The sequence below is a fragment of the Citrobacter sp. RHBSTW-00887 genome, assembly GCF_013728095.1.
Taxonomy (GTDB): Bacteria; Pseudomonadota; Gammaproteobacteria; order Enterobacterales; family Enterobacteriaceae; genus Citrobacter; species Citrobacter braakii.
The window spans coordinates 3,111,257-3,135,959 of the sequence record NZ_CP056267.1; the positions used below are offsets into that span (position 1 = coordinate 3,111,257).

Sequence of the window (24,703 nt, forward strand, 5' to 3'; positions counted from 1 at the left end):
ATAACGTAACAATTTAATCAATAGACATTACTGCACGTTATTGCCTCACGCTTCAATGAGTTTTCTGAAGCAGATCTGATCAAGCAGAGCCTGCTGATGGCTGATAATGAGCATACCTAATGGCCGACGCTGGCACTCTTCAAGCAGCAATACCCAGATATCTTTTTGAATGGAAGGATCGAGCTGGGCGGTAATTTCATCGGCAATAAGAAAACGTGTCCGCGGATCCAGCGCGCGAAGTAAAGCAATTCGCGCCAGTTCACCGCCAGAAAGCTGTCCGGGACGGCGGGTTAACCACTCAGGATTGATGTGAAGACGGGTAAGCAGTTCAGCATCAGGTCGCCAGGCATCATAAACCGCATCGCCAGTGCTACGCCGGGGGTTAAAGGTTAATTCCGGATGCTGTGGCACCAGTTGCACCGGGCAATACTGGTGCATTGGCAGCGGTTGGTCATCAACCAGAATGTCACCCGAGGTCGGTTTTTGCCAGCCCGCCAGTACGCGTCCCAGCGTTGTTTTGCCGGTTCCGCTGGGTGCACAAACCCCAATGCGTTCTCCGGGGCGCAGAGAGAAGTTCAGATTTTGCCATAGCACCTTTCCTCCCTGACAAATCGTCACTTCACGACAGCACAGCATCGCGCTCTCCAAAAAGTTGATTTCTTTCAGGCAGCGCCCGCCATTGGCGTTGCAGATGCTCGCTGATCTCTCCGCGTAACAGCTGTTCCCGGCTGACGTTATCCGACACCCTTCCCTGATGCAGCGCGACAATGCGGTCCGCGTGGCGAGCGGCCAGCGTAAGGTCGTGCGTTACCCATAAAACGCCAGCCCCTTGCTCACATTGCTCACGTAGCTGTTCAAGCAGTTGATTAGCCAGCGGTGCATCAAGCCAGGCGGTAATTTCATCCGCCAGAATATAGCGGGCCTGACTCAGCGACGCGTGACAGGCCAGAACACGTTTCGCCATCCCCCCTGAAAGCTGGCGTGGGAAGGCATCTAATACGCGACTTTCCAGTTGGCTACGCTGGAGCAATCGTTCAATTTTTCCGGCATTCCAGGCCTGGCCGGAGAGCTGACTTGCCCTGCGCAGATGCTTTTCAATCGAGAGCAGCGGGTTAAGCGCCTGAACACCTTGCGGGACATAGCTGAAAGTATTGCCACGACATTTGCGAATATCATCACTGTCCAGCGTTTTCCCCTCCAGGGTGATGGAGCCGTTGAAACGCAAATTGTCCGGTAAGAGATCAAGCAGACATTGCAGCAACAGGCTTTTACCTTCCCCACTTCCCCCGACTAACGCCACCATCTGACCTGGCGCTACGTCGAAAGAGATATCCTGCAACAGCGAAGACCAGTTTCTCGCGCCGTACCAGCGATAACGCGCCACGTCCAGCGAGACCTGTCTTAAACTCAACATGCGTCACCTCGTAACCATAAACGATGCACTGCCCTTGCGAGCTGATCGAATAACATAACCAGACTGAATAGCATCAGCCCGGGAAACAGCACTAACCACCAGTCGCCATGACTGATAAACCTCAGCGCATCAGCCAGCAACAGGCCCAGCGATGGTTCATGCGGCGCCAGCCCAAAACCGAGGAAGCTCAACGCCGCGCTGTGCAACACCGCGTGGGGAAACATCAGCAAGGTTCCCGTTAACCACTGGGGTAACAATGCCGGGAGATAGTGATGCCGCCAGCAGTAAAAATGTCCGTGTCCCAGACGCCAGGTTAACGTCAGATAGTCACTGTGGGCCACGCGCTGCGCTTCGGCACGCAGGATTAGCGCCAGACGCGGCCAGTGGGTCAACGCAACCGCCATAATCACCCCATTTTTTCCGCCGCCCAGCGTGAAACAGATCAATATGAGCAACAGCAGATGCGGCATTGACAGCATGGCATCGGTAATCAGACGCATTAGTACATCCAGACGCGGATGTATACGTGAAACCGCCGCCATCATTAATGCGATGAAGCCGCTGCACAACGCCGCGCCAATACCAATTTGCAGACTGGTTAACGCGCCCTGAAAGCAACGAATCCACAGATCACGACCGAGGTTATCGGTGCCAAACCAATACAGCGCATCAGGCGGTAAATGACGGGCAAGCAGATTAACGCTCAATGGGTTATCTAGCGTCGCTGCGCCATACACCGCAATGCCTAGCAGGCAGCTAAAAGAGAGCAGAAGACGAATCAGCGTCGGCGTCGGATTATAGAGCATCAGGTCGCTCCAGAGCACGGTTCAACACATGGACAAGCCAGGTAGACAACGAGTTGCCAATGAACACCAGTACGGTACTGAACAACACAATCCCCATCAGTAACGGCAGATCGCCGCGCAATCCGGCATCAATAGTGGCCTGTCCCAGTCCCGGATAAGCAAAAACTTTTTCCGCCAGCAGTGCGCCGCCCAGCAGTTCTCCCAGCGAGGCGAACTGCAGGCACAGCGCGGGCGTGATAGCGTGGCGCAGAACCTGATGACGCAACAGCGACCAGCCTTTATCACCCTGAGAACGCGCAAAACGGACAAAATCGCTTTTCATCACGCTGGCGATACTTTCCCGTGTATGAAGTGTAATTTGGCCAAGTCCCAATAAACTAAGCGCGCAAACGGGCAGCACTAAATGGCGCAGACGCTCAGCCAGCGTGGCCATATCGCCACTGTTGCCCGGCTCCCACGCGCAGCAGACCGGAAATACCGGCCAGCGCACGGCAAATAACGCCAGCAGCAGCATGCCAATCCAGAAGGTCGGCAACGACGAAAGCAGATAGCTGAGTCGACAAATTGCTTTATCCGGCCAGCGATTCAGATAACGACCCGCGACAAATCCCATTGCCGTTCCCAGTATGCCGGAGAGCAGCCACGCGCCGCCAAGCAAGGCAAACGAAGTTGCAAAGCGCTCCTTGATTACGCTGGCAACCGGTGCATTAAACAACATTGAGTAGCCGAGATCGCCCTGCAATACACGTATAAACCAGTGACCAAAACGCTCCCATAACGGCTGGTCTAATCCCCAGCGAGCAGCGATACGCGCATATTGTTCCGGCGGCACGTGCAGGAGATCGTTGCCGATATACGCGCGAATCGGATCGACAGGAGAAAAGCTGAGCAGCATAAAAGTGCCAGCCGCAACCAGCACTAATAACACTATCAGCCGTAGAAAATGGCCTACAACAGACTTCATCAACGGCAGGTCCAGGTCCATTCATCCAGATTATTGAGCAGGGACCAGCTACCGTGGATCTCCGGCGCGCCTTTGCCCAGGTCAATACACGGATTTGCCAGATAAGTGTGCTGAATGTTCAGCAGCCATGCCCAGGCGGCATCGCCCTGCACCCCAGCCCCTTGCTTGCCATCCCACTCCACCTGTTGCCAGAAAGGCAACGCTTTTTGCCAGTCCGGAGCATCAATGGCCTGTTTAAGATGTTGTTCAACGACGGGATTGCTGTAATAGCCTGGATTGTAGTATTCCACGCCCGCGGCCTGATTGCTGTAGTGATGGAAAAGCTCCATCGGATCCAGGCTTCCCCAGCCAAACAGCGTCGGATTCGCATGCATATGCCGCTCAACGGTTTCCCAGCTTCCGGATTGCAGCGAGACCTGAATACCCACGGGCTCCAGCATCGCACGTACGGCCTCGGCTATATCCCGGCGCGTACTGTCACCGCTGGCGTACCATAGAGTCAGGCGAGCCTCTTTACCGTCTTTCACGCGTACGCCGTCTTTCCCCACCTTCCAGCCGGCTTCTTCCAGAATCATCCGCGCTTTTTCGCTGTCGCCATCTTTGAACGCAACTGACTGTCCCTGCCATGGCAGGCCCTGAACCGCGCTATACGCCGGAATCGCATGACCTTCCATGACCTGATCGGCAAGTTGTTTACGATCGATGGCGTAGTTGATGGCGCGTCTGATGGCGATATCAGCCGTAATATCGTTACCGATCGGATAACCATTGGCGTCTTTTTTACCCGCTGGAACCATCGGGAACACAATGCCACGATTTTCCACGCTGTCGCGTACCCAAAGCTTCAAATTCTGCTGTTGAGGGGCAACCGCCATCGAAGGCGCGATACGCACGAGTCCCAGTTGACCACTGCGCGCTGCGGCATAAGCGTTATCTTCATCAAGGAAGACAAACACCAGCTTACTGAAATCATTTTTCTTACCGGCATACCAGGAGTTCGCCTCCACGATCAGCTGCTGCCCCGGCTGAAAACTCACCAACCGATAAGGGCCCGCGCCAATCGGATTTTTGGCGAATGTTTTTTCGTCATACCGTTTTTCGGGAACAATACCCAAAGAGCCCAGCACGTTCACAAAGGTGCTCTGCGGGCTGCGCAGCGTGATTTCTACCGTGCGGTTATCTTTCAGGCTGGCATGAGTAAAGTTTCCCATGTCGATTTTGCCGCCGCTCTTTGCGGCTTTATTATAGGTGAACACCACATCTTCAGCGGTTAGCGGGGAACCATCGGAGAATTTAAGGTCGGGTTTTAACGTCAACGTCCAGGTTTTGCCGTCAGCGCTGGTTTCAACTTTTTCCGTCAGCAGGTTACCCCAGCTCATATCTGCGTTTTGTTTTAATAATGGTGCATGCAAAAGCAAATAGCTGCCATGACTCCAGCCCAGCATCGGGTCAAACCCTTCCGTTGGCTCAGGTCCAATTGCCAGCTTCAACGTCTGCCCCTCGCTCACATTTTGCGCGGCGAGAAGTGGTGAGGTTAATGCGAGAGTCAATGCGCACGTAAGCAGTGCCAGCTTGCCTTTAATCATTATGTTATCCAGATTTGCGTTATTTTTATGCCGCTCAACGATTCAATGCCGTTAAACGGTCTCCTGGGGAAGGGATTATGGCGGACTGAAATGACGAAAAAAATGATGCGGCGCAGAAAAGTATGACGATTCTCTAAAATTATCATACTTTTTTCTGATACTCCTAATTGAGTACCTTCTGAATCGCAGAAAATAGATTAAATGTTAGTCATTCAATTAATGGCAAATTATTTACAAACTAATGATTACAAATACTAATTATTGGTCATTTCCGCTATTTACTTAGCTAAAACTAATGACAATTTATGTATATTTATTCAAGAAAAACACCAGAAGTGATAAGTTATGTAAACATATAATGATAATTATTTTTATTATCATTCCCATCAATTATCTTACTTCCTTTGAATTTTTAACAAAGGAAGTTTGACTATGCGTTTAAAACCTGTTGCTTCTGTTGTTCTGTCCTGTTTAGGATTTTCCAGTCCCCTGGCCTTCGCTGAAGATGTTATGGTGGTAACCGCTTCCGGTTACGAAAAGAAAATCACCAACGCTGCCGCCAGCGTCTCCGTTATTTCACAGCAAGAGTTACAAACCAATAAATATAATGATTTAGGCGAAGCCCTGCGTTCTGTTGAAGGGGTGGATGTCGAAAGCAGCACCGGTAAAACCGGTGGCCTGGAGATCAGCATCCGTGGCATGCCCGCCAGTTATACTCTGATCCTGATTGACGGTATTCGTCAAAACGGCAGCAGCGATGTGACGCCAAACGGCTTCTCAGCTATGAATACCAGCTTTATGCCTCCACTGGCAGCAATCGATCATATTGAGGTGATCCGGGGCCCGATGTCGACGCTTTATGGCTCCGACGCAATCGGTGGCGTGGTGAATATCATCACCAAAAAAAGCACCGATAAATGGAGCACCTCCATCAATACCGGCGTTAACCTGCAAGAGAGTAATAAATGGGGTAACAGCACGGTCGCCAACTTCTGGTCAAGCGGCCCGTTAATCGCTGGCGTACTGGATATGCAGGTTCGGGGTAGCACCACCCAACGTCAGGGTTCCAGCGTCACCTCCCTGAGCGATACCTCCTCCACCCGCGTACCTTATCCTACCGAGTCAGAAAACTATAATATCGGCACGCGACTCGACTGGAAAACGAATGAAAGCAATACGCTATGGTTAGATCTCGACTCCGCCAGACAGCGCTATGATAACGATGACGGTCAGTTGGGTAACCTGACGGGGGGTTACGATAAAACGCTGCGCTATGAGCGTAACAAAGTCACCCTCGGCCACGATACCGCCTTAACGTTCGGCACATGGAAATCCTCCCTCGGCTGGAATGAAACTGAGAACAAAGGACGACAATTGGTCTCCTCCGCACTCGCGCCAGAGAACGCAGGCCGGGCCGGTGACGCACGTGAACTGAAGAACACCAACGTCATTCTGGACTCAGTACTGCTGACGCCATTAGGTGATTCGCACCTCTTAACCCTCGGCGGGGAATATTGGGATGCGCGGATGAAAGACGGTGTGGTGCTGGCCAATACCGGCGAAACGTTCCATCAAAAAACGTGGGCAGCCTATGTAGAAGATGAATGGCATATTCTCGACTCGTTGGCCTTAACCGCAGGGACACGCTACGAGCATAACGATGTCTTTGGCGGTCATCTCAGCCCACGCGCGTATATGGTTTGGGACGTATCCGACGAATGGACGCTCAAAGGCGGCGTGACGACAGGTTATAAAGCGCCATCACTGAGCCAGTTACATAACGGGATCAGCGGCGTAACCGCGCAAGGAACCGTGAATACGGTCGGTAATCCGGACCTAAAACCTGAGGAAAGTATCAGCTACGAAACCGGGCTGTATTACGAGAACGACACCGGACTGAACGCCAACATTACCGGCTTCTATACCGAATACAAAAATAAAATTGTCTCGTATTCTATCGATGATAATACCAACAGCTATACCAACAGCGGCAAGGCAAGGACCGATGGCGTTGAATTTGCCAGCACCTTCCCTCTGTGGTCGGATGTGCTGACTTTATCCCTCAACTACACCTACACCCAGAGCAAGCAAAAAGATGGTGACAATAAAGGCGCGCCGTTAAGCTACACGCCAAAACATATGGCTAACGCTCGCCTGAACTGGCAGGCAACGGAAGATATGAATGCCTGGCTGAGCGCACGTTATCGCGGTAAAGCCCCACGCTTTACCGAAAATTACAACAACCTCAGCGCAGTACAAAAGGCCGTCTATGACGATAAAGGCGCTGATTTAAAAGCCTGGACCGTTCTCGACATGGGAATGTCTTATAAGCTGACCAAAGATCTGACGCTGAATACGGCGGTCAATAACGTGCTGGATAAAGACTTTAGCGAGGTTAAACTTTATCAGGTAGGCCGTAATACCACCTACGCAGGAGATTACTATCAGACTGCGCAATCCACTACCGGATATGTAAACCCGGGCCGTAACTATTGGGTATCATTAAACTACCAGTTCTGATTTAGTTTTTTCCTACCAGACGGGCTGTCAATGATAGCCCGTCTACCACTGGGTTTCATCAAATGCCCGGCACTGTTCTTTTTGCCAGCCAGCGGGGCTCCAATGTTTTTACCAGAGATAAAGCGGCAAGGAATATTTTCGTCCCCGGCAGATAAAAATGACGGAATGAGAGGTAAAGCTGAACTGGGACAGAATATGCTGGGTGAGGCTTTAATCGATAGCTTTAAATAGCCATTATATTTTATGAGTCACGGAGCAACGAGTGCCCCGTGACAGTCATTAACTTACTTCAAATACTCTCCGCTGCGCAGCGCTTCAATACGTTTATCCAACGGCGGGTGAGTCATAAACAGCTCACTCAACGACTTGGATTTACCGTTGATGCAGAACGCCATCATGCTGGTCGCTTCCTGCGGCTCATAGCTGGTTTTCAGACGCTGCAGCGCGGCGATCATTTTCTCACGCCCCACCAGTTTTGCTGAACCGGCATCCGCATGGAATTCACGATGACGTGAGAACCACATGGTAATAATGCTCGCCAGAATACCAAACACCAGTTCCAGCACCGTCGCCACTGCAAAGTAGATCAATGGATTGCCATTACTGCCCTCACCCTCATCGCGGTTTCCGCCCATAAAGCCAGCGGCAATTTGCGCCAGAATACGTGAGATAAAGATAACGAAGGTGTTCACCACACCCTGAATGAGCGTCATGGTAACCATATCGCCATTGGCAATGTGGCTGATTTCATGCGCGATAACGGCTTCGGCTTCGTCCGGGCTCATGTTTTGCAACAGGCCTGTACTCACAGCCACCAGCGAAGCATCCCGGCGCGCACCGGTAGCAAACGCGTTAATATCTGGCGCATGGTAGATTGCAACCTGCGGCATAGCGATCCCAGCCTGGCGAGCCTGATTCGCTACCGTATTCATCAGCCAGCGTTCTCTTTCATTGCGAGGCTGTTCGATCACTTCCCCACCAACGGATTTTAACGCCATCCATTTGGACATCAGCAGCGAAATGAAGGAACCACCAAAACCAAACAGCAGTGCCATGATCAACAAGCCTTGAACGCTGCTTGACTGAATCCCTGTCAGGCTCAATACCAGCCCGAAAACGACCATCACAGCCAGGTTCGTCAGCAGGAAGAGCGCGATTCGCATCATAATTTTCTTTTAACCTCAATTTAACAAAACGCACTATGCGATTACCCATATCGTATGGGTCTTATGGCTATTTTCAAGCATCCATAGGTGCTAAGTCACCAGAAAGACACAACTTTACATTTTATCGTATCACACTGACGTCTTCATGCGTTTGTTAAAAAAACAGGCACAATTTCTTGTGCCTGTTGGAGGTTATTTACTGGTTGCGGGCTGTTCCGCTGGCTTTTCTTTTTCAAGATGCGCCAGGTCAAGCGCAATTTTTACCGTTTCATCCAGGTAGGGATCTGGTTCCTGGTAATCCTTCGGTAAATCGTCCAGTTTTTTCAGCGGCGGCTTACCTTCTCGCTTAAACCGATCGTTGATACGCGCCAGACGCATTGCGTCATCTTCGTTATTCTCTTTCTCACGCTGAGCATAATTGAGAGAAGCGATGTTGCGTTTATCCTTCATCGCATTGAAACGCGCAATATCCTTCATGATGTACTGGAACTCAGGATCGTTGGCAATACGTGCATTGTGCTCTTTTAACAATTCAGGTCCGAACGGCGTCAGATTCTCTGATTTGGTGTAGGTCGCAGCATCAATGCTATCCCACGGCAGCGCGTTATCTTCAAACTTCTCACCGGTTTCCGTTTCTTCATTACCTGTCGGCATGATGATGTCCGGCGTAACGCCCTTACGCTGCGTACTGCCACCGTTTACACGGTAGAATTTCTGGATCGTATACTGAACAGAACCCAGCGCCGGCCATTCCGGACGCAGCATCTGATCATAAATACGGTTCAGAGAGCGATACTGCTGTACAGTGCCTTTCCCGAAAGTCGGTTCACCAACGATCAGCGCACGACCATAATCCTGCATTGCCGCAGCAAAAATCTCTGATGCCGAAGCACTGAAGCGATCGACTAACACTACCAGCGGGCCTTTGTAGTACACAACGCCGTCGGTATCGCTGTCTTCACGCACTTTACCGTTATTGTCACGAACCTGAACCACCGGGCCGGAAGGAATGAACAGACCTGAGAGCGAAACGGCTTCGGTCAGCGCGCCGCCACCGTTAGTGCGCAGATCGATAATGACGCTGCTGACGTTCTGTTTTTCCAGCTTCTGCAACTGAACTTTGACATCATCCGTCAGGCCAACATAGAAGCCAGGGATATCCAGTACGCCGACTTTTTCTTTGCCAACGGTTTTCACGGACATTTTCACGGCGCGGTCTTCGAGACGAATACGTTCACGCGTTAACGTGACGGTACGCGTCTTAGTACCTTTACCGGCAGGCAGGATTTCAAGGCGAACTTTGCTGCCTTTGGGTCCTTTGATCAGCGCAACAACGTCATCCAGACGCCAGCCAATCACGTCGACCATTCCCTTACCGGTCTGACCCACGCCGACAATACGGTCGCCAACGCTTATTGCTTTGCTCTTGGCTGCCGGGCCGCCCGCCACCATGGAGTTAATGACGGTGTAGTCATCATCCATTTGCAAAACCGCGCCAATACCTTCCAGAGACAGGCTCATTTCAGTATTGAACTGTTCGGTATTGCGTGGAGAGAGATAGTTAGTATGCGGGTCGATCTCACGGGCGAAAGCCGTCATCGCCAGAGAGAACACATCTTCGCTGTTGGTCTGCGCCAGACGGCGAATCGCAAACTTGTAGCGACGCGTCAGCGTTTCACGAATTTCCGCATCGGTTTTGCCGGTCAGCTTCAGGCTGAGTTCGTCAAATTTAACCTTGCCGTCCCACAGCGCGTTAAGCTCTGCTTCGCTCTTCGGCCATGGCGCTTTGCTCCGGTCGAGGTTAAAGGTGTCGGTACCGGTGAAATCCATTGGACGAGCCAGTACGCTTAAAGCGTACTGATAACGTTCAAATCGGCGTTTTTGCGCCAGATTATAGAGATCGTAAAAGACATCCAGCTTGCCGGTACGCAGTTCATCGCCAAGGACCGTTTTCTTTTTTGCATACTGTTCGATATCGCTCGCCAACAGCACGTTGTGGCTGTAGTCGAGCAGATTCAAATAGCGGTCAAAAATTTTTGCCGAAAACGCCTGATCCAGATCGAACTGGCGATAGTGCGAACGCGTAAAACGCGATGTCACACGTTCACTTACCGTCGCATGCTGGGTTTCTTCCTTTAAAACGGGGATTTGATCGGCACGCGTGATATCTTCCACAGCAAGTGCCTGGCCTGCTAATGCAAGCAGACCAGCTAACGCAGTAAGCCTAAAAAAAGTGTTCATGCCAGGCCTGGCCTCCGTTTCAGAACACCAGGTGTTCTGCGCGTACAATCAAAGACATACCCGAATTCAGCTGTACACGGACGCCATCTTTGGTGATTTCTAATACGGTGGCATCCATCGCATTATTACCTGCTTTCACCTTCAGAGACTGCCCTACCGTCAGTACTGAAATATCAGATACCGGGGTATGCTGTTCTTCACGAGGAGCACGCGGTGCTTTTGCTGCTGGTTTCTCAGCGCGAGGTTTACGCTCAGCGCCTTCTTTACGACGCGGTGCAGGACGCGGCTTACGCTCGCGACGCGGTGCGTCTTCTTTTTCACCGGCAGCAGCGGCTGCTTCGCGTTTTTTCGCCTGTTGCTCTGCACGTTGCGCCTGAACGCGGGCTTTAGCTTCTTCCAGCTGTTTGCGAGCATGTTCAACGTGCTGCTCATCCAGCTCACCACAAGGGTTGCCGTCGAGATCAACACGCGTTGCGCCCAATTTAACGCCATACAGATAGCGCCAGCTTGAAGTATAGAGACGTAAGGCAGAGCGGAGCTGCGTCTTGCTGAGGTTCATTTCGCCCTCAACACGCTCTACCAGATCCTGAAAAATGCCAATTTTCAGTGGGCGCGCTTCGCCTTCCGCACTAAAACACTGCGGGAAGCGTTCGGCCAGAAACGCGATGACTTCTTTACTGCTATTCAACTTAGGTTGATTTTCCATGAAATTTCCTGATTACAACGGACGTAGCCAACAAGCGCAGGCATGAACAGGCGACATTATAATGACGTCATCAGTAATTGCTACGTTATCCGTTGATTATCCTGCGACGCGCGCAAAGAATTTTTTGTAATCCGTCGTTGCAAGCACGGTTTCAAGTTGTGCCACCAGCGTTCGCAGCCCCTGTTCATCCTCGTCAGTAAAGCGGCCAAACGCCGTGCTATCGATATCCAGCACGCCGATTATCTGATTTTCGACGGTGATTGGCAGGACGATTTCAGCGTTGCTGGCGGCATCACATGCGATGTGTCCGTCAAAAGCATGAACGTCCTCAATGCGCTGAACCTGGTTCTGCGCAACTGCGGTCCCACACACCCCGCGTCCTACCGGGATCCGCACGCAGGCGATTTTTCCCTGGAAAGGCCCCAGCACCAGCGTATCGTTTTCGAGCAGATAAAAACCGGCCCAGTTTACTTCTGCAAGACGTTCGTACAACAACGCGCTAGTATTTGCCAGCGTTGCCAGAAAACTGGTTTCACCTGCCATTAATGCCTGAAAGTCACGGTTCAGATCCGTGTATAGCTCTGTTTTGTTCATTATGTAATCACTTAGTTGTCTTACTTAAAGCTGCAGCCTACTAAAATAAACATTAAATGCGTTAATGCTCAAGATCATTCCCGTCATGAGTTAAGATAACATTACTTCAACAATTTGATTCGCGATACATGGCCTTAACGACACCACGCATCACGCCGACTAAAAAAATAGCCATCAGGTCCATTGGTGATGCACTCCCTCGTGCGCATTACCATCGCTGCCCTGAATGTGACCTGATCTTTAGCTTGCCTAAAATGCGTTCGCATCAAAGTGCATTTTGCCCACGCTGTCAGGCAAAAATTCGTGACGGACGCGACTGGTCATTAACACGACTGGCGGCTATGGCTTTCACCATGCTGCTGCTGATGCCCTTTGCCTGGGGAGAACCGCTCCTGCACATCTATTTATTAGGTGTGCGCATTGACGCCAATGTGCTGCAAGGCATCTGGCAAATGACCCGACAAGGCGACCCACTCACCGCATCCTTCGTACTCTTTTGCGTTGCCGGCGCGCCCATCATTCTCGTGACCTCAATCGCTTATCTGTGGTTTGGCAATATTCTTGGGATGAACCTGCGCCCTGTGCTGCTGATGCTGGAAAGGCTCAAAGAGTGGGTGATGCTTGATATCTATCTGGTGGGCATTGGCGTCGCATCAATCAAAGTTCAGGACTATGCTTTTTTGCAACCCGGTGTGGGTCTGTTTGCTTTTATTGCGCTGGTGATCCTCAGTGTTTTGACGCTGTCGCACCTTAACGTTGAGCAGCTTTGGGACCGTTTCTACCCGCAAAGACCAGCCCGTCGGCCCGATGAAAAACTCCGCGTCTGCCTCGGCTGCCACTTTACAGGTTATCCGGACGCCCGAGGTCGCTGCCCTCGCTGTCATATCCCGTTACGCTGGCGCAGGAATCAAAGTATCCAAAAGTGTTGGGCTGCTCTGCTGGCCTCGATCGTCCTGCTTTTGCCTGCTAATCTGCTGCCCATCTCGGTAATTTATGTCAATGGCGGCCGCCAGGAAGACACGATCCTGTCTGGCATAATGTCCCTGGCGAACAGCAACGTCGGCGTTGCGGCGATTGTTTTTATCGCCAGTATTCTGGTGCCATTCACCAAAGTGATTGTGATGTTTACGTTGCTCATCAGCATCCATTTTAGATGTGAGCAAGGATTGCGTACCCGCATCAAACTGCTGCGTATGGTGACCTGGATTGGTCGCTGGTCAATGCTGGATCTCTTTGTTATCGCTTTAACCATGTCGCTGATTAATCGCGATCAGATACTTGCTTTTACTATGGGGCCAGCTGCGTTTTATTTCGGTGCAGCGGTAATATTGACTATTCTTGCTGTGGAATGGCTGGACAGCCGCTTACTTTGGGATGCACATGAGTCAGGAAACGCCCGCTTCGCAGACTGAAGCGCAGATTAAAACTAAACGCCGTATCTCTCCGTTCTGGCTGCTGCCGTTCATCGCACTGATGATTGCAGGATGGCTTATCTGGGGAAGCTATGAAGATCGCGGCAATACCGTAACCATTGACTTTATGTCTGCTGACGGCATTGTACCGGGCCGTACTCCCGTTCGTTATCAGGGCGTTGAAGTGGGCACCGTGCAGGATATCAACCTCAGCGAAGATCTACGCAAAATTGAAGTGCGCGTCAGCATCAAATCGACCATGAAAGATGCTCTGCGCAAAGATACCCAGTTCTGGTTGGTCACGCCGAAAGCATCGCTGGCGGGGGTTTCTGGTCTGGATGCGTTGGTTGGCGGCAACTATATCGGCATGATGCCCGGAACCGGCGAGCCGGAAGATCATTTCGTCGCCCTCGATACGCAGCCCAAATATCGTCTGGATAATGGCGATTTGATGCTGCACCTGCGGGCCCCTGACCTCGGGTCGCTCAATAGCGGTTCGCTGGTTTATTTCCGCAAGATTCCGGTGGGCCGGGTATATGACTACACCATCAACCCAAATCATCAGGGCGTAACCATCGACGTGCTGATCGAACGTCGCTTTACCAACCTGGTGAAAAAAGGCAGCCGTTTCTGGAACGTGTCCGGTGTGAATGCGGATGTCAGCCTCAGCGGAGCGAAGATCAAGCTGGAGAGTCTGGCGGCGCTGGTCAATGGCGCCATTGCTTTTGATTCGCCCGAAGACTCTAAACCCGCGGTGGCCGATGACACGTTTGGTTTGTATCAGGATCTCGCGCACAGCCAGCGGGGAGTGATCGTCAAGCTTGATTTACCCAGCGGCGATGGACTCAAGGCCGGCTCAACGTCGCTGATGTATCAAGGATTAGAAGTCGGGCAACTGACCAAACTGGATTTAAATCCAGGCGGTAAAGTGACCGGCGAAATGACGGTCGATCCCAGCGTCGTAACGCTGCTGCGCGACAATACGCGGATTGAATTACACAGCCCTAAATTATCGTTAAACGATGCAAATATCAGTTCGCTACTGACGGGCAAAACTTTCGAGCTGGTACCTGGCGAGGGCGAGCCGCGTAACCAGTTTGCGGTTATTCCTGCAGAGAAGTCGTTGTTACACGATCCGGGCGTCATGACGCTTACGCTGACCGCGCCGGAGAGTTACGGTATTGATGCCGGTCAGCCACTGATTCTTCACGGCGTACAGATCGGTCAGGTGATTGATCGCACGCTCTCTGGCAAAGGTGTTTCATTTACCGTTGCCATCGAACCACAGCATCGCGCCCTGGTGCAAGGTGACAGTAAGTTTGTGGTCAACAGCCGCGTTGACGTCAAGGTCGGGCTTGATGGCGTGGAATTCCTTGGCGCCAGCGCCAGCGAATGGCTCAGCGGCGGCATTCGTATTTTGCCCGGTACCAAGGGTGAAATGAAAAAAAGCTACCCGTTGTATGCCAACCTGGAAAAAGCGATTGAAAACAGCCTGAGCGATCTGCCAACTACCACGCTCAGCCTGAGCGCCGAAACGCTGCCTGATGTGCAGGCCGGTTCGGTGGTCTTATACCGCAAATTCGAGGTCGGTGAAGTGATTAGCGTTCGCCCACGCGCCGATGCGTTTGATATCGATCTGCATATCAAACCGGAATATCGCAACCTGCTGACCAGCAACAGCGTATTCTGGGCCGAAGGCGGGGCAAAGGTTCAGCTTAACGGTAGCGGATTGACCGTACAGGCATCTCCCCTGTCGCGAGCGCTCAAAGGGGCGATTAGCTTCGATAACCTCAGCGGCGCCAGCGCCAGCCAACGCAAAGGCGACAAGCGTATTCTGTATGCTTCCGAAACCGCTGCACGTGCAGTGGGCGGGCAGATAACCCTGCACGCGTTCGATGCCGGTAAACTCGCGGCCGGCATGCCAATTCGCTACCTGGGGATCGATATCGGCCAGATCCAGACGCTTGAGCTAATCACCGCCCGTAACGAAGTTCAGGCAAAAGCGGTTCTGTATCCGGAATACGTGCAGACTTTTGCCCGTAGCGGTACCCGCTTCTCCGTGATCACACCGCAAATCTCAGCGGCAGGCGTCGAGCATCTGGATACGATCTTACAGCCGTATATTAACGTTGAACCAGGACGCGGTAACCCGCGCCGTGATTTTGAACTGCAGGAAGCCACCATTACCGACTCTCGATACCTCGATGGTCTGAGTATTGTGGTAGAAGCGCCGGAAGCAGGTTCGCTGAATATCGGTACGCCAGTCCTGTTCAGAGGCATTGAAGTGGGGACCGTCACCGGGCTGACGCTGGGCTCGCTTTCTGACCGCGTGATGGTGGCGATGCGCATTAGCCAGCGTTATCAGCATCTGGTGCGGAACAACTCCGTGTTCTGGCTGGCATCCGGATACAATCTCGACTTTGGTTTGACCGGCGGCGTCGTGAAGACCGGTACCTTCAATCAGTTCATTCGCGGCGGAATCGCCTTCGCTACGCCACCGGGTACGCCGCTGGCCCCGAAAGCGCAGGCAGGTAAACACTTCCTGCTGCTCGAAAGCGAACCAAAAGAGTGGCGTGAATGGGGAACCGCCCTGCCACGTTAATCTCTCCCCTTGCTCCGGCGTACATACTCGCGCCGGAGCACTTATGCTACACTGCGCACCTGTTTTTTTGCCGGTGGTACCAAGTGGCTTATTTTCCCGACGCCTTTCTAAACCAAATGCGTGAAGCAATGCCTTCCACGCTCTCATTTGATGATTTTCTCGCTGCCTGCCAGCGTCCGCTTCGTCGCAGCATCCGCGTCAATACGCTGAAAATCTCCGTTGCCGACTTCCTCACTCTGACTGCACCTTACAACTGGTCGCTCACTCCGATACCCTGGTGCGCTGAAGGTTTCTGGATCGAACGCGATGATGAAAAGTCAGTACCGCTCGGCAGTACCGCGGAACATTTAAGCGGCCTGTTTTATATTCAGGAAGCCAGCTCAATGCTGCCGGTCGCCGCGCTGTTTGCCGATGGTAACACCCCGGATCGCGTGATGGATGTCGCAGCAGCCCCCGGCTCCAAAACCACGCAAATTGCCGCAAAAATGAAAAATCAGGGCGCGATTCTGGCAAATGAGTTTTCCGCCAGTCGCGTCAAAGTCCTGCATGCCAATATCAGCCGATGCGGGATAGCCAATGTCGCGCTAACCCATTTTGACGGGCGGGTATTTGGCGCAGCGTTGCCAGAAGCCTTCGATGCCATTTTGCTGGACGCGCCGTGTTCCGGTGAAGGCGTGGTGCGTAAAGATCCCGATGCGCTAAAAAACTGGTCGCCAGAAAGTAATCTGGAAATTGCCGCAACCCAGCGCGAACTTCTCGACAGCGCCTTTCATGCCTTGCGTCCCGGCGGCACGTTGGTTTACTCGACCTGCACGCTGAACCGTGACGAAAATGAAGACATTATGCAGTGGTTGATTGAGACCTACCCGGACGCCGTCGAGTTTTTACCACTGGGCGATTTATTCCCGCAGGCTGAACGCGCCCTGACCCCGGAAGGATTCCTGCATGTGTTCCCGCAGATCTACGATTGTGAAGGTTTTTTCGTCGCGCGTCTGCGCAAAACCGCCGCGATCCCTGCACTACCGACGCCAAAATACAAAGTCGGTAACTTCCCGTTCAGCCCGCTTAAAGGACGTGAATCCGCGCTTGTCACTCAGGCCGCTAACGCCTGTGGATTGCAGTGGGAAGACACTCTGCGCCTGTGGCAGCGTGATAAAGAGATTTGGCTGTTCCCAACCGAGATTGAAACCCTGATCGGCAAAGTCCGCTTTTCCCGACTCGGCATCAAACTCGCTGAAACGCACAATAAAGGGTACCGCTGGCAGCATGAAGCCATCATTGCTCTCGCCAGCACAAATCACAGCCATGCGTTCGAACTGACCCTTGCCGAAGCCGAAGAGTGGTACCGCGGACGGGATGTCTACCCGCAGACCGCACCGACCACCGACGATGTGCTGGTTACGTTCCAGCATCAGCCGATTGGCCTGGCGAAACGTATTGGATCGCGATTAAAGAATAGCTACCCGCGCGATCTTGTCCGGGATGGCAAACTCTTTACAGGATAACGCACGTTTTTACTGGCGCTTTTGCTAACGTTGACTACGCTGAAAAATGGACGGCCTAACTGGTCGTACCACAACCAGCAAATAAACGGAGAGCACGATGATGAAAACCAGTGTGCGCATTGGCGCTTTTGAAATCGACGACGCCGAGTTACATGGCGAATCGCCAGGGGACCGAACGTTAACCATTCCGTGTAAATCCGATCCGGATTTATGCATGCAACTTGATGCCTGGGATGCCGACACCAGCGTCCCGGCCCTTCTTAACGGAGAACATTCAGTTCTATTTCGCGAGCACTACGATCGTAAGTCAGATGCCTGGATCATGCGCCTTGCCTGATTCAAAAAGAACCCGTCGCCAGACGGGTTATTTCTTGGTTAATTTCCCTCATCTATCAACATCTTCTACACTACAGGTATGGCTTTACCATTTGAGGATGGAATGTTCACGCTGGTTCTTTTTGTGTGCTACCTGGGTGGCGGTTGTGAAGATATCGTTGTTGATGTCTACAAAACTGAGCAGCAGTGCCTGATATCGATGGACGATCAGCGTATTCGTAACGGCGGATGTTTACCCGCGGATGACTACATCGACAGCTTCTGGCGTCCGGCCCAGGAATACAGCGATTTTTGATTATTGCAGTTGCACCAGCGTCAACTCGCCACCAAACACCGCACCAGTATCAATATAGTGCAGATTCTCGTGATCCACCCGCTGACGCAGAGGCGTATGGCCAAACCAAAAGTGATCCGCGCCGCGAATGCCATTGCCTTTATTCATCAGCCTTGTGCGATCCCACAGTACCCGCTGTAAATCGACCTCTTTTTGCCACTGATAATTATCATCAGGGTAATCTGCGTGAGCAATAACGTGTATGCCGTTCTGGCAACGCAGCTCCAGAATCCAGGGTAATTGCCGACACGTTTCAAGAGCGGTTGTCGCCGCTGGCTGCTCCGCCTGCGCAAACCACGAACCGCCATTCATAAACCACAGGAATTGCTCCCCGGTTGCCAGCGCGTCCAGCCCCATCTGTTCATGATTCCCTCTGACCGCGATAATCCAGCGTTTACGCAGTAGCTTCAGGCAACGCAGACTGTCTGGTCCGCGGTCGATAACATCCCCCACTGAAACCAGCAGGTCCTGCCACGGATCAAAATGACACAGGCGCAATTTCGCCATCAATAATGAGAAGCAACCGTGGATATCCCCGACCACCCAAACATGTCGCCAGCGCGTCGCTTCCACTCTTTGATAAGCATTGTCAGGCAGTCCCATTTGACCTCCTGTACACAGTTCTCATGCAACTTTAATTTTAGCAAATACATCAGAAAGGCGGGTGTAGATTCAATCTGTCAATGCAACACCCCTTTCAATTATCTCTTTCGGTGTTTTGAACTTCAGTGTCTTTCTCGGTCTGTTGTTTAGCTGAGCAGCAACCAGATCTAGTTCATGTTGAGTATATTGGGCAAGACATGTCTTTTTAGGAAAGTACTGCCGAATTAGCCCATTTGTGTTCTCATTTGTTCCCCGCTGCCAAGGACTCTGAGGATCGCAGAAGTAAACTTTAACGCCGGTGCTGACAGTAAATTCTAGATGTCTGGCCAGTTCCATTCCTCTGTCCCATGTCAGTGATTTTCTGAGTTCTGACGGTAAACTCAGGAATTTGTCGGTAAGAGCCTGATTTACTGAGACAGAATCTTTGCCCCTGAGTCTGAGGATGATCGTATAACGTGATTTTCGGTCTACAAGTGTGGCTATATGAGAGTTTTTTGTACCTGAGACTAAATCGCCCTCCCAATGCCCCAGAGAGCGTCTGTTATCGATATTTCGGGAACGTTCGTGAATTGGTGTTCCGTTCACTATGTTAATCGTACCTCTTTCGCCTTTGCGGGTATGACGCCTGCCATGGCGAAGGCTATGCGACCGTCGCAGATGCTGTATATTCAGGTGGTGTAGCGCTTCACGGCTACGAAAGTACAGCGTTTTATAAATTGTCTCAGGTGATATTCGCAGCGTTTTTTGACGTGGTTTTGTTCGCCTTAACCATCCTGATATTTGCTCTGGAGACCATTTCATCTCCAGCTTTTCCAGAACAAGCTTTCGCAATGGTAAATTTTGATCCAGTAAGCACGGTTTTGGCCTTTTCGCCATTCTGTTGGCTCGGTTATTAGCATCAACAGCTTTGTAATAGCGTCTGCCCCGATTACGCTGAACTTCACGTGAGATCGTCGAAGGACTGCGATTCAGCGCAGTAGCTATCGCACGAATGCTCATTTTGGCTGACAAACCAGCTCGTATCTCCTCGCGCTCAGACAGTGTCAGGTGAGCTACAGCCCGCTTACGCTCATGGGGTTTTATGCCGCCAGTATCCCTTAACATAGTGAAGATCGTTCCGGGTTTTGAACCCAGGATATTCGCTATTTCACTGAAGCCTGTTCCGTTCTTCCATAGTTCAAAAACAGAGGCTTTTTCCTCTGCTGTAAATGTTCGTCTCATTCAAAAAACCTCCGCAACCCCATGTTTTCACATAACTGTTGCGTTGACCAATTGAATCTACAGGGACGTTTCTATTTATATCCGAGACATAATTATTTATGGATATGTAATCGGGCATCCATTTTAATCCCATTCGCTGTAATAACGACAAGTGGTGTTGGCTTTAAATCGTAACAGTCAAGTATTCGTGAAAGTAAGTCATGAGGAACCTCCGATGAAGCCATAGCTTTCATGACAAACGATTTATCATTAATGGTCCGTAGAAGCAGGCTATTAAAAACTTCTTGTTTATATGCATTGAATTCATAATAACGCTTGGCTTTACAAAAAGCCTTAACTAACGATTCCCAAATTTGTATTTCTTTTTCCGGATCATGGTCTTTCATAAATCCATCATACCAACCCACAAGATCGTTAGGGAACACCTCAGCTAATACAAGCATCAATATTTCGATTCTATCTTTTTGCTCGCTATTTAATTTAGAATTATATTTTTCTTGCATAAGTATATCTTTCATAGATATCAAAAAGTTAGACTCATGATACTTTTCAATTTCAATAGCGATCTCTTTCTTTTCCACCAATATTATAGGATTAATACAATTGAAATTAAGTCGTGCATTTATTTTATTACATTCATCTAGAACTACCTTACTGCAAATTTCTATTGGTAGTTCAAAAAACTCTCTTCTATGGTTTACTCTATAAGGTTTTAAGCGAAGATGAATATTCTTTTCTGCTTCCCGATAATTTCCTACTTTACATGCCATAACAACATCGAATGGTAGTGGAACACCGGTCACTCCATTAAACAATTGCTTAGCCCGATGCTCAGGCATGTTCTTTGTAAACCCTATCTTAAAAAGATTATCCTGATAGGCATCATTCTTTAAAATATAAACATAACCATCTGAGTCATTCATATATCCATTCCATCTTTAATAATTTTATCGCTATAACCCGTTCATAATAAATCATAATCCTTAGATTATTACCAATTAACTTTATCCGATATCCCCATGGCTATGAAAAAATTAATATACTGTCATTTTCAATAGTACAACATTTAAATCATATCCATCTGCCACGTTACGAGAACATTTGCATAAAGGGATGCAGATAGCACCGAGTCCAAGACCAAAGTGAAAAATGACAGAAAAGTACTTGGATATGGGGGCAAAAATGTTTAGATTGTTGTAGCAGGCATAAAATGCCGCACAAAGAATTTCGTGTGTTTTGGCACCGTGCATTCTAACCTTTTGGTTTATAAAGTACACAAAAAGAGACCGAATACGATTCCTGTTTACAACTCAAAACGCAACAACCTATAAAATTCAATAAGTTAACATCAAAAACCCACTAAAAAACACCTCCTGATACTTACTATTGCACCCGTTCAAGATCAATCAGTTGCTATTGGTTTCGTGGCGTCGTCGGGAAAAATTCGGGATCGCTTTCAACGAGCGCCCATCCATTTTTAATGGATTCATCAATTCACAAAACCATCATTCCGATTTACCTTACAAATTCCTTTTAAATCATTACCGGTGCGCACCTCTTTTTTCTCTGCCCTATACTTTCAGTCTGACATCTGGCTGGAGGTTTCTATGTGTGGACGTTTTTCACAGTCAATGACACGAGAGGACTATCTCGCCCTGCTCGCCGAAGAAGCCGAACGCGACATTCCATACGATCCCGAACCGATTGGACGATTCAACGTCGCTCCAGGCACCAGAGTTCTGCTGCTGAGCGAACGTGACGAGCAGTTGCATCTTGACCCTGTCATTTGGGGATACGACCCGGGATGGTGGGATAAACCGCCATTGATTAACGCACGATCTGAAACTGCGGCCACCAGCAGAATGTTGAAACCACTCTGGCAGCATGGTCGTGCAATTTGTTTTGCTGATGGCTGGTATGAATGGAAAAAAGAAGCAGACAAAAAGCAGCCCTACTTCATTCATCGAGCCGATGGCCAGCCGATATTCATGGCGGCGATCGGCAGCACACCATTCGAACGTGGAGATGAAGCGGAAGGTTTCCTGATAGTGACAGCTGCTGCCGACTGAGCCGTGTTGCCCGGAGTGCGGTGGTTCGCTGAGTTACCTGGGTGAGGATGCCGCCGAACAGCTGGAGCTGATGCGCAGCGCCTTCCGGGTTATCCGGACAGTCCGTGAAAAGCATGCCTGCCGTCGGTGCGATCGCATCGTTCAGGCCCCGGCTCCTTCGCGCCCCATCGAACGGGGGATCGCCGGACCGGGGCTGCTGGCCCGAGTGCTGACCTCAAAGTATGCAGAGCACACACCGCTGTATCGCCAGTCGGAGATCTATGCCCGCCAGGGTGTAGTGTTGAGTCGTTCTGTACTGTCGGGCTGGGTGGATGCGTGTTGTCGTCTGCTGGCACCGCTGGATGAAGCCCTTCAGCACTATGTCCTGACCGACGGCAAACTCCATGCTGACGATACGCCTGTCCCGGTGCTGTTGCCGGGCAATAAGAAGACGAAGACCGGGCGCTTATGGACGTACGTTCGAGACGACCGCAACGCCGGATCAGCGCTGGCCCCCGCAGTGTGGTTCGCTTACAGCCCGGACAGAAAAGGTATCCACCCTCAGACCCATCTTGCAGGCTTCAGTGGCGTACTGCAGGCTGATGCCTACGCCGGGTTCAACGAGCTCTACCGCGACGGCCATATAAAGGAAGCCGCGTGCTGGGCCCATGCCCGCCGAAAAATCCACGATGTTCACGTCCGTACCCCGTCAGTCCTGACGGAGGAGGCGCTGAAACGGATCGGCGAGCTGTATGCCATCGAGTCGGAGATCAGAGGTAAAAGAGCAGAGGAACGGCAGGCAGTCCGGCACCAAAAAGTGCTGCCGCTGCTGGCGTCACTGGAGGGGTGGCTGCGGGAGAAACAGAAAACCCTCTCAAGGCACTCAGAACTGGCGAAGGCGTTCGGGTATGCGCTGAACCAGTGGCCGGCGCTGATCCGCTATGCAGAAGATGGCTGGGTGGAGGTGGATAATAACATTGCCGAAAACGCCCTACGACGGGTCAGTCTGGGGAGAAAAAACTGGCTGTTCTTCGGCTCGGATCATGGTGGTGAGCGCGGTGCGTCACTGTACAGTCTTATCGGGACGTGCAAATTAAACGGCGTGGATCCGGAACGCTATCTGCATTATGTACTTGATGTCATCGCCGACTGGCCTGTGAACCGGGTGGGTGCTCTGCTCCCGTGGCGGGTTACTCTGCCTGCCTGACCAGCTTCACTTCGTCAATACGGTTCTCACTGCACGCTTACAGTTAACTAAGAGGGTTCACCGGATCTTCCCCGATGCTGATGTTCGGGTAAAACCGATGATAACACTGCCGGCGATCAACACTGACGCCAGCAAGCATGAGAAGGAACAGATAAGCCGTAATGTTCAGGAAATGTTTGAAGAGTCTGATATGTGGCTGGTTTCAGATTAATTCCTAATTCCACGATAGTCTGCGAAGATTAATATTATGCTCATTAATGAGCATGCCTGGCTTAGTCTTATCAGATCAAGCTTATTGCATCTCTCAGATTTTTAATTTCATTTTCTCTCTGTATATCTTTATCAATCAGCATCTTCAGCACAACCAGCGCATCCATAAGAAGTGGATTTGTATCCAGCGTAAGAACCTCTCTCAGGGTTCCATCCTCATCCACAGCTCCGTTAACGCGCCTGATATATTGTGGATCTATTTTTTCCAAATCCTGTGCAATAAATCCGCGGCGCAAATGACCAGCCTTATCGAGATTATACCGGAAAGTAACTGGTTTCATTGCGGAAACATTCGCCCATGATAAAGAGCCGTCACCGTACACAACGTCTGATTTGAGTGTCAGACATGATATTGCGGTAGTTGTGAGCTCACGCCAGCCTTCTGCGATACCACTTTCATGGGTCTGGATGAATGCCCGACCTGCACGTCCCACCAAAGAGAACTGGACACCATCCCTGATGCGTGCTTTAAACCCAGAATAGGTTGTTGCCGTAGGAGCAAAAGAGTCACTCTGATAAAAACCACACGCTTCGGTTGATTTCCAGCCTCCGGTAGTGAATGCTGAACCACCAACACCAAAATCCCCCTCTGATAGCATACTTCCTGTGAGACTATAGGCATCCCTCGTCGCACTACTACCTAATCCGATATTTTTACGTGACTCCGCTTTATCATGGATATCATTCAGATTCTGGCTTTTATCCATCTTTCCAGTAATAGTCATGGCAATACCATTCCATGCTGGCCCAGTCCAGGTTGAACCATCTGGCAGTTTAACTGTGACACTACCTGTACCACTGAATATGTTTTGCCAGTTCTGCTTGTCGTAGTTCAGTCCGCGCAGGGCTTCTGCGCTTTGTGCCACCAGCGCCGCGGTGACCATATTCAGCGCCATGCGGGGAACAGCTGACCAGGCCGCGCCAGCCTGTGTTGGCCCGGTGAAGTTACTCACCAGTGTCAGTGATGTATTGCTATTGACGGTCTTAACCGGGAGGGTGTAAGGAATACCGCCCACTGTAACAACAGCGAAATCACCGGCTGCCAGTTCTGTAGTAAATGCAGTTCCGCTGCCGGAAACAGCAGCAGATTTATTCGTCAGGGTGAGTGTTCCTGCTGACATGGATATCTCCTGAATTCAGATAATAAAAAACCCGCCGGAGCGGGTTA

The 24,703-nt window shown here is 50.9% G+C and carries 19 protein-coding genes and 3 pseudogenes; 9 read left to right on the top strand and 13 right to left on the bottom strand.

Features of this window, described 5'->3' with window-relative positions; genetic code table 11:
• Window positions 1-45: 45 nt before the first annotated feature.
• From HV314_RS14885 to HV314_RS14905, 5 genes are read right to left on the bottom strand one after another with little or no spacing between them, the layout of a single operon-like run.
• Window positions 46-636 (bottom strand): ATP-binding cassette domain-containing protein, encoded by a 591-nt coding sequence (locus HV314_RS14885; protein WP_181545996.1) that lies wholly within the window; start codon window positions 634-636, stop codon window positions 46-48.
• Window positions 620-1,414: an ATP-binding cassette domain-containing protein gene (locus HV314_RS14890; protein ID WP_016152790.1), complete on the bottom strand. Its 795-nt coding sequence runs from the start codon at window positions 1,412-1,414 to the stop codon at window positions 620-622. Before HV314_RS14890 ends, HV314_RS14885 begins: the two co-directional genes overlap by 17 nt.
• Window positions 1,408-2,220 (bottom strand): ABC transporter permease, encoded by an 813-nt coding sequence (locus HV314_RS14895; protein WP_019076597.1) that lies wholly within the window; start codon window positions 2,218-2,220, stop codon window positions 1,408-1,410. The genes HV314_RS14890 and HV314_RS14895 overlap by 7 nt, the downstream gene beginning before the upstream one ends.
• Window positions 2,210-3,184, bottom strand: a complete 975-nt coding sequence (locus tag HV314_RS14900; protein ID WP_016156289.1) for an ABC transporter permease — start codon at window positions 3,182-3,184, stop codon at window positions 2,210-2,212. The genes HV314_RS14895 and HV314_RS14900 overlap by 11 nt, the downstream gene beginning before the upstream one ends.
• The gene (locus HV314_RS14905; RefSeq protein WP_181545998.1) at window positions 3,184-4,770 is read right to left on the bottom strand and encodes an ABC transporter substrate-binding protein; all 1,587 of its coding nucleotides are present in this window, start codon (window positions 4,768-4,770) and stop codon (window positions 3,184-3,186) included. The genes HV314_RS14900 and HV314_RS14905 overlap by 1 nt, the downstream gene beginning before the upstream one ends.
• Window positions 4,771-5,202: 432 nt before the next feature.
• Between HV314_RS14905 and HV314_RS14910 the strand changes: the two genes are divergently transcribed.
• A complete protein-coding gene (locus HV314_RS14910; protein ID WP_181546000.1) occupies window positions 5,203-7,290 on the top strand; it encodes a TonB-dependent receptor in 2,088 nt (695 codons plus the stop codon).
• Between the two features lie 284 nt (window positions 7,291-7,574).
• Here HV314_RS14910 and htpX read toward each other — a convergent pair whose 3' ends face one another.
• The 4 genes from htpX to HV314_RS14930 all read right to left on the bottom strand — a co-directional run bounded on the left by htpX (window position 7,575) and on the right by HV314_RS14930 (window position 11,997).
• Window positions 7,575-8,456: a protease HtpX gene (gene htpX, locus HV314_RS14915; protein WP_003034964.1), complete on the bottom strand. Its 882-nt coding sequence runs from the start codon at window positions 8,454-8,456 to the stop codon at window positions 7,575-7,577.
• Window positions 8,457-8,648: 192 nt separating this feature from the next.
• Complete coding sequence (prc, locus tag HV314_RS14920; protein WP_046276431.1) at window positions 8,649-10,697, bottom strand: carboxy terminal-processing peptidase; 2,049 nt, start codon at window positions 10,695-10,697, stop codon at window positions 8,649-8,651.
• Window positions 10,698-10,716: 19 nt separating this feature from the next.
• Window positions 10,717-11,403, bottom strand: coding sequence for an RNA chaperone ProQ (proQ, locus tag HV314_RS14925; RefSeq protein WP_003833781.1), 687 nt, complete (start codon window positions 11,401-11,403; stop codon window positions 10,717-10,719).
• A gap of 96 nt (window positions 11,404-11,499) precedes the next feature.
• Complete coding sequence (locus HV314_RS14930; RefSeq protein ID WP_016152783.1) at window positions 11,500-11,997, bottom strand: GAF domain-containing protein; 498 nt, start codon at window positions 11,995-11,997, stop codon at window positions 11,500-11,502.
• A gap of 128 nt (window positions 11,998-12,125) precedes the next feature.
• On the opposite strand from HV314_RS14930, the gene yebS reads away from it, so the two are divergent.
• The 5 genes from yebS to HV314_RS14955 all read left to right on the top strand — a co-directional run bounded on the left by yebS (window position 12,126) and on the right by HV314_RS14955 (window position 18,147).
• On the top strand, window positions 12,126-13,409 hold the full coding sequence (yebS, locus tag HV314_RS14935; protein WP_016152782.1) for a membrane integrity lipid transport subunit YebS: 1,284 nt from the start codon (window positions 12,126-12,128) through the stop codon (window positions 13,407-13,409).
• Entirely contained in the window at window positions 13,378-16,011 is a 2,634-nt protein-coding gene (locus HV314_RS14940) for a PqiB family protein (RefSeq protein ID WP_181546002.1), read from the top strand. The genes yebS and HV314_RS14940 overlap by 32 nt, the downstream gene beginning before the upstream one ends.
• A gap of 83 nt (window positions 16,012-16,094) precedes the next feature.
• Window positions 16,095-17,516, top strand: coding sequence for a 16S rRNA (cytosine(1407)-C(5))-methyltransferase RsmF (gene rsmF, locus HV314_RS14945; protein ID WP_284201946.1), 1,422 nt, complete (start codon window positions 16,095-16,097; stop codon window positions 17,514-17,516).
• A 100-nt stretch (window positions 17,517-17,616) separates the two neighbouring features.
• Window positions 17,617-17,853 (top strand): YebV family protein, encoded by a 237-nt coding sequence (locus HV314_RS14950; RefSeq protein WP_029139506.1) that lies wholly within the window; start codon window positions 17,617-17,619, stop codon window positions 17,851-17,853.
• Between the two features lie 102 nt (window positions 17,854-17,955).
• Window positions 17,956-18,147 carry a YebW family protein gene (locus HV314_RS14955; protein ID WP_016152779.1) on the top strand — a complete coding sequence of 64 codons (192 nt, stop codon included), beginning with the start codon at window positions 17,956-17,958 and terminating at the stop codon, window positions 18,145-18,147.
• Here the strand turns inward: HV314_RS14955 and pphA are convergent, their stop codons facing one another.
• The 3 genes from pphA to HV314_RS14970 all read right to left on the bottom strand — a co-directional run bounded on the left by pphA (window position 18,148) and on the right by HV314_RS14970 (window position 20,933).
• A complete protein-coding gene (gene pphA / locus HV314_RS14960) occupies window positions 18,148-18,789 on the bottom strand; it encodes a protein-serine/threonine phosphatase (RefSeq protein WP_181546004.1) in 642 nt (213 codons plus the stop codon). It lies immediately after the preceding gene.
• Between the two features lie 69 nt (window positions 18,790-18,858).
• A complete protein-coding gene (locus tag HV314_RS14965; protein ID WP_001254932.1) occupies window positions 18,859-20,010 on the bottom strand; it encodes an IS30-like element IS30 family transposase in 1,152 nt (383 codons plus the stop codon).
• A gap of 92 nt (window positions 20,011-20,102) precedes the next feature.
• A complete protein-coding gene (locus HV314_RS14970) occupies window positions 20,103-20,933 on the bottom strand; it encodes a GIY-YIG nuclease family protein (protein WP_016152777.1) in 831 nt (276 codons plus the stop codon).
• 684 nt (window positions 20,934-21,617) lie between these two features.
• Between HV314_RS14970 and HV314_RS14975 the strand changes: the two are divergent.
• From HV314_RS14975 to HV314_RS14985, 3 pseudogenes are all read left to right on the top strand, one after another.
• Window positions 21,618-22,076 (top strand): annotated as a pseudogene (locus tag HV314_RS14975) (SOS response-associated peptidase family protein); the annotation flags it as partial.
• Window positions 22,063-23,265 (top strand): annotated as a pseudogene (gene tnpC, locus HV314_RS14980) (IS66 family transposase); the annotation flags it as partial. The pseudogenes HV314_RS14975 and tnpC, both read left to right, overlap by 14 nt.
• Before the next feature lie 40 nt (window positions 23,266-23,305).
• Window positions 23,306-23,476, top strand: a pseudogene (locus HV314_RS14985) (DinI-like family protein); the annotation flags it as partial.
• Window positions 23,477-23,546: 70 nt separating this feature from the next.
• Here the strand turns inward: HV314_RS14985 and HV314_RS14990 are convergent.
• A complete protein-coding gene (locus tag HV314_RS14990) occupies window positions 23,547-24,656 on the bottom strand; it encodes a tail fiber domain-containing protein (RefSeq protein WP_181546008.1) in 1,110 nt (369 codons plus the stop codon).
• Window positions 24,657-24,703: the final 47 nt, after the last annotated feature.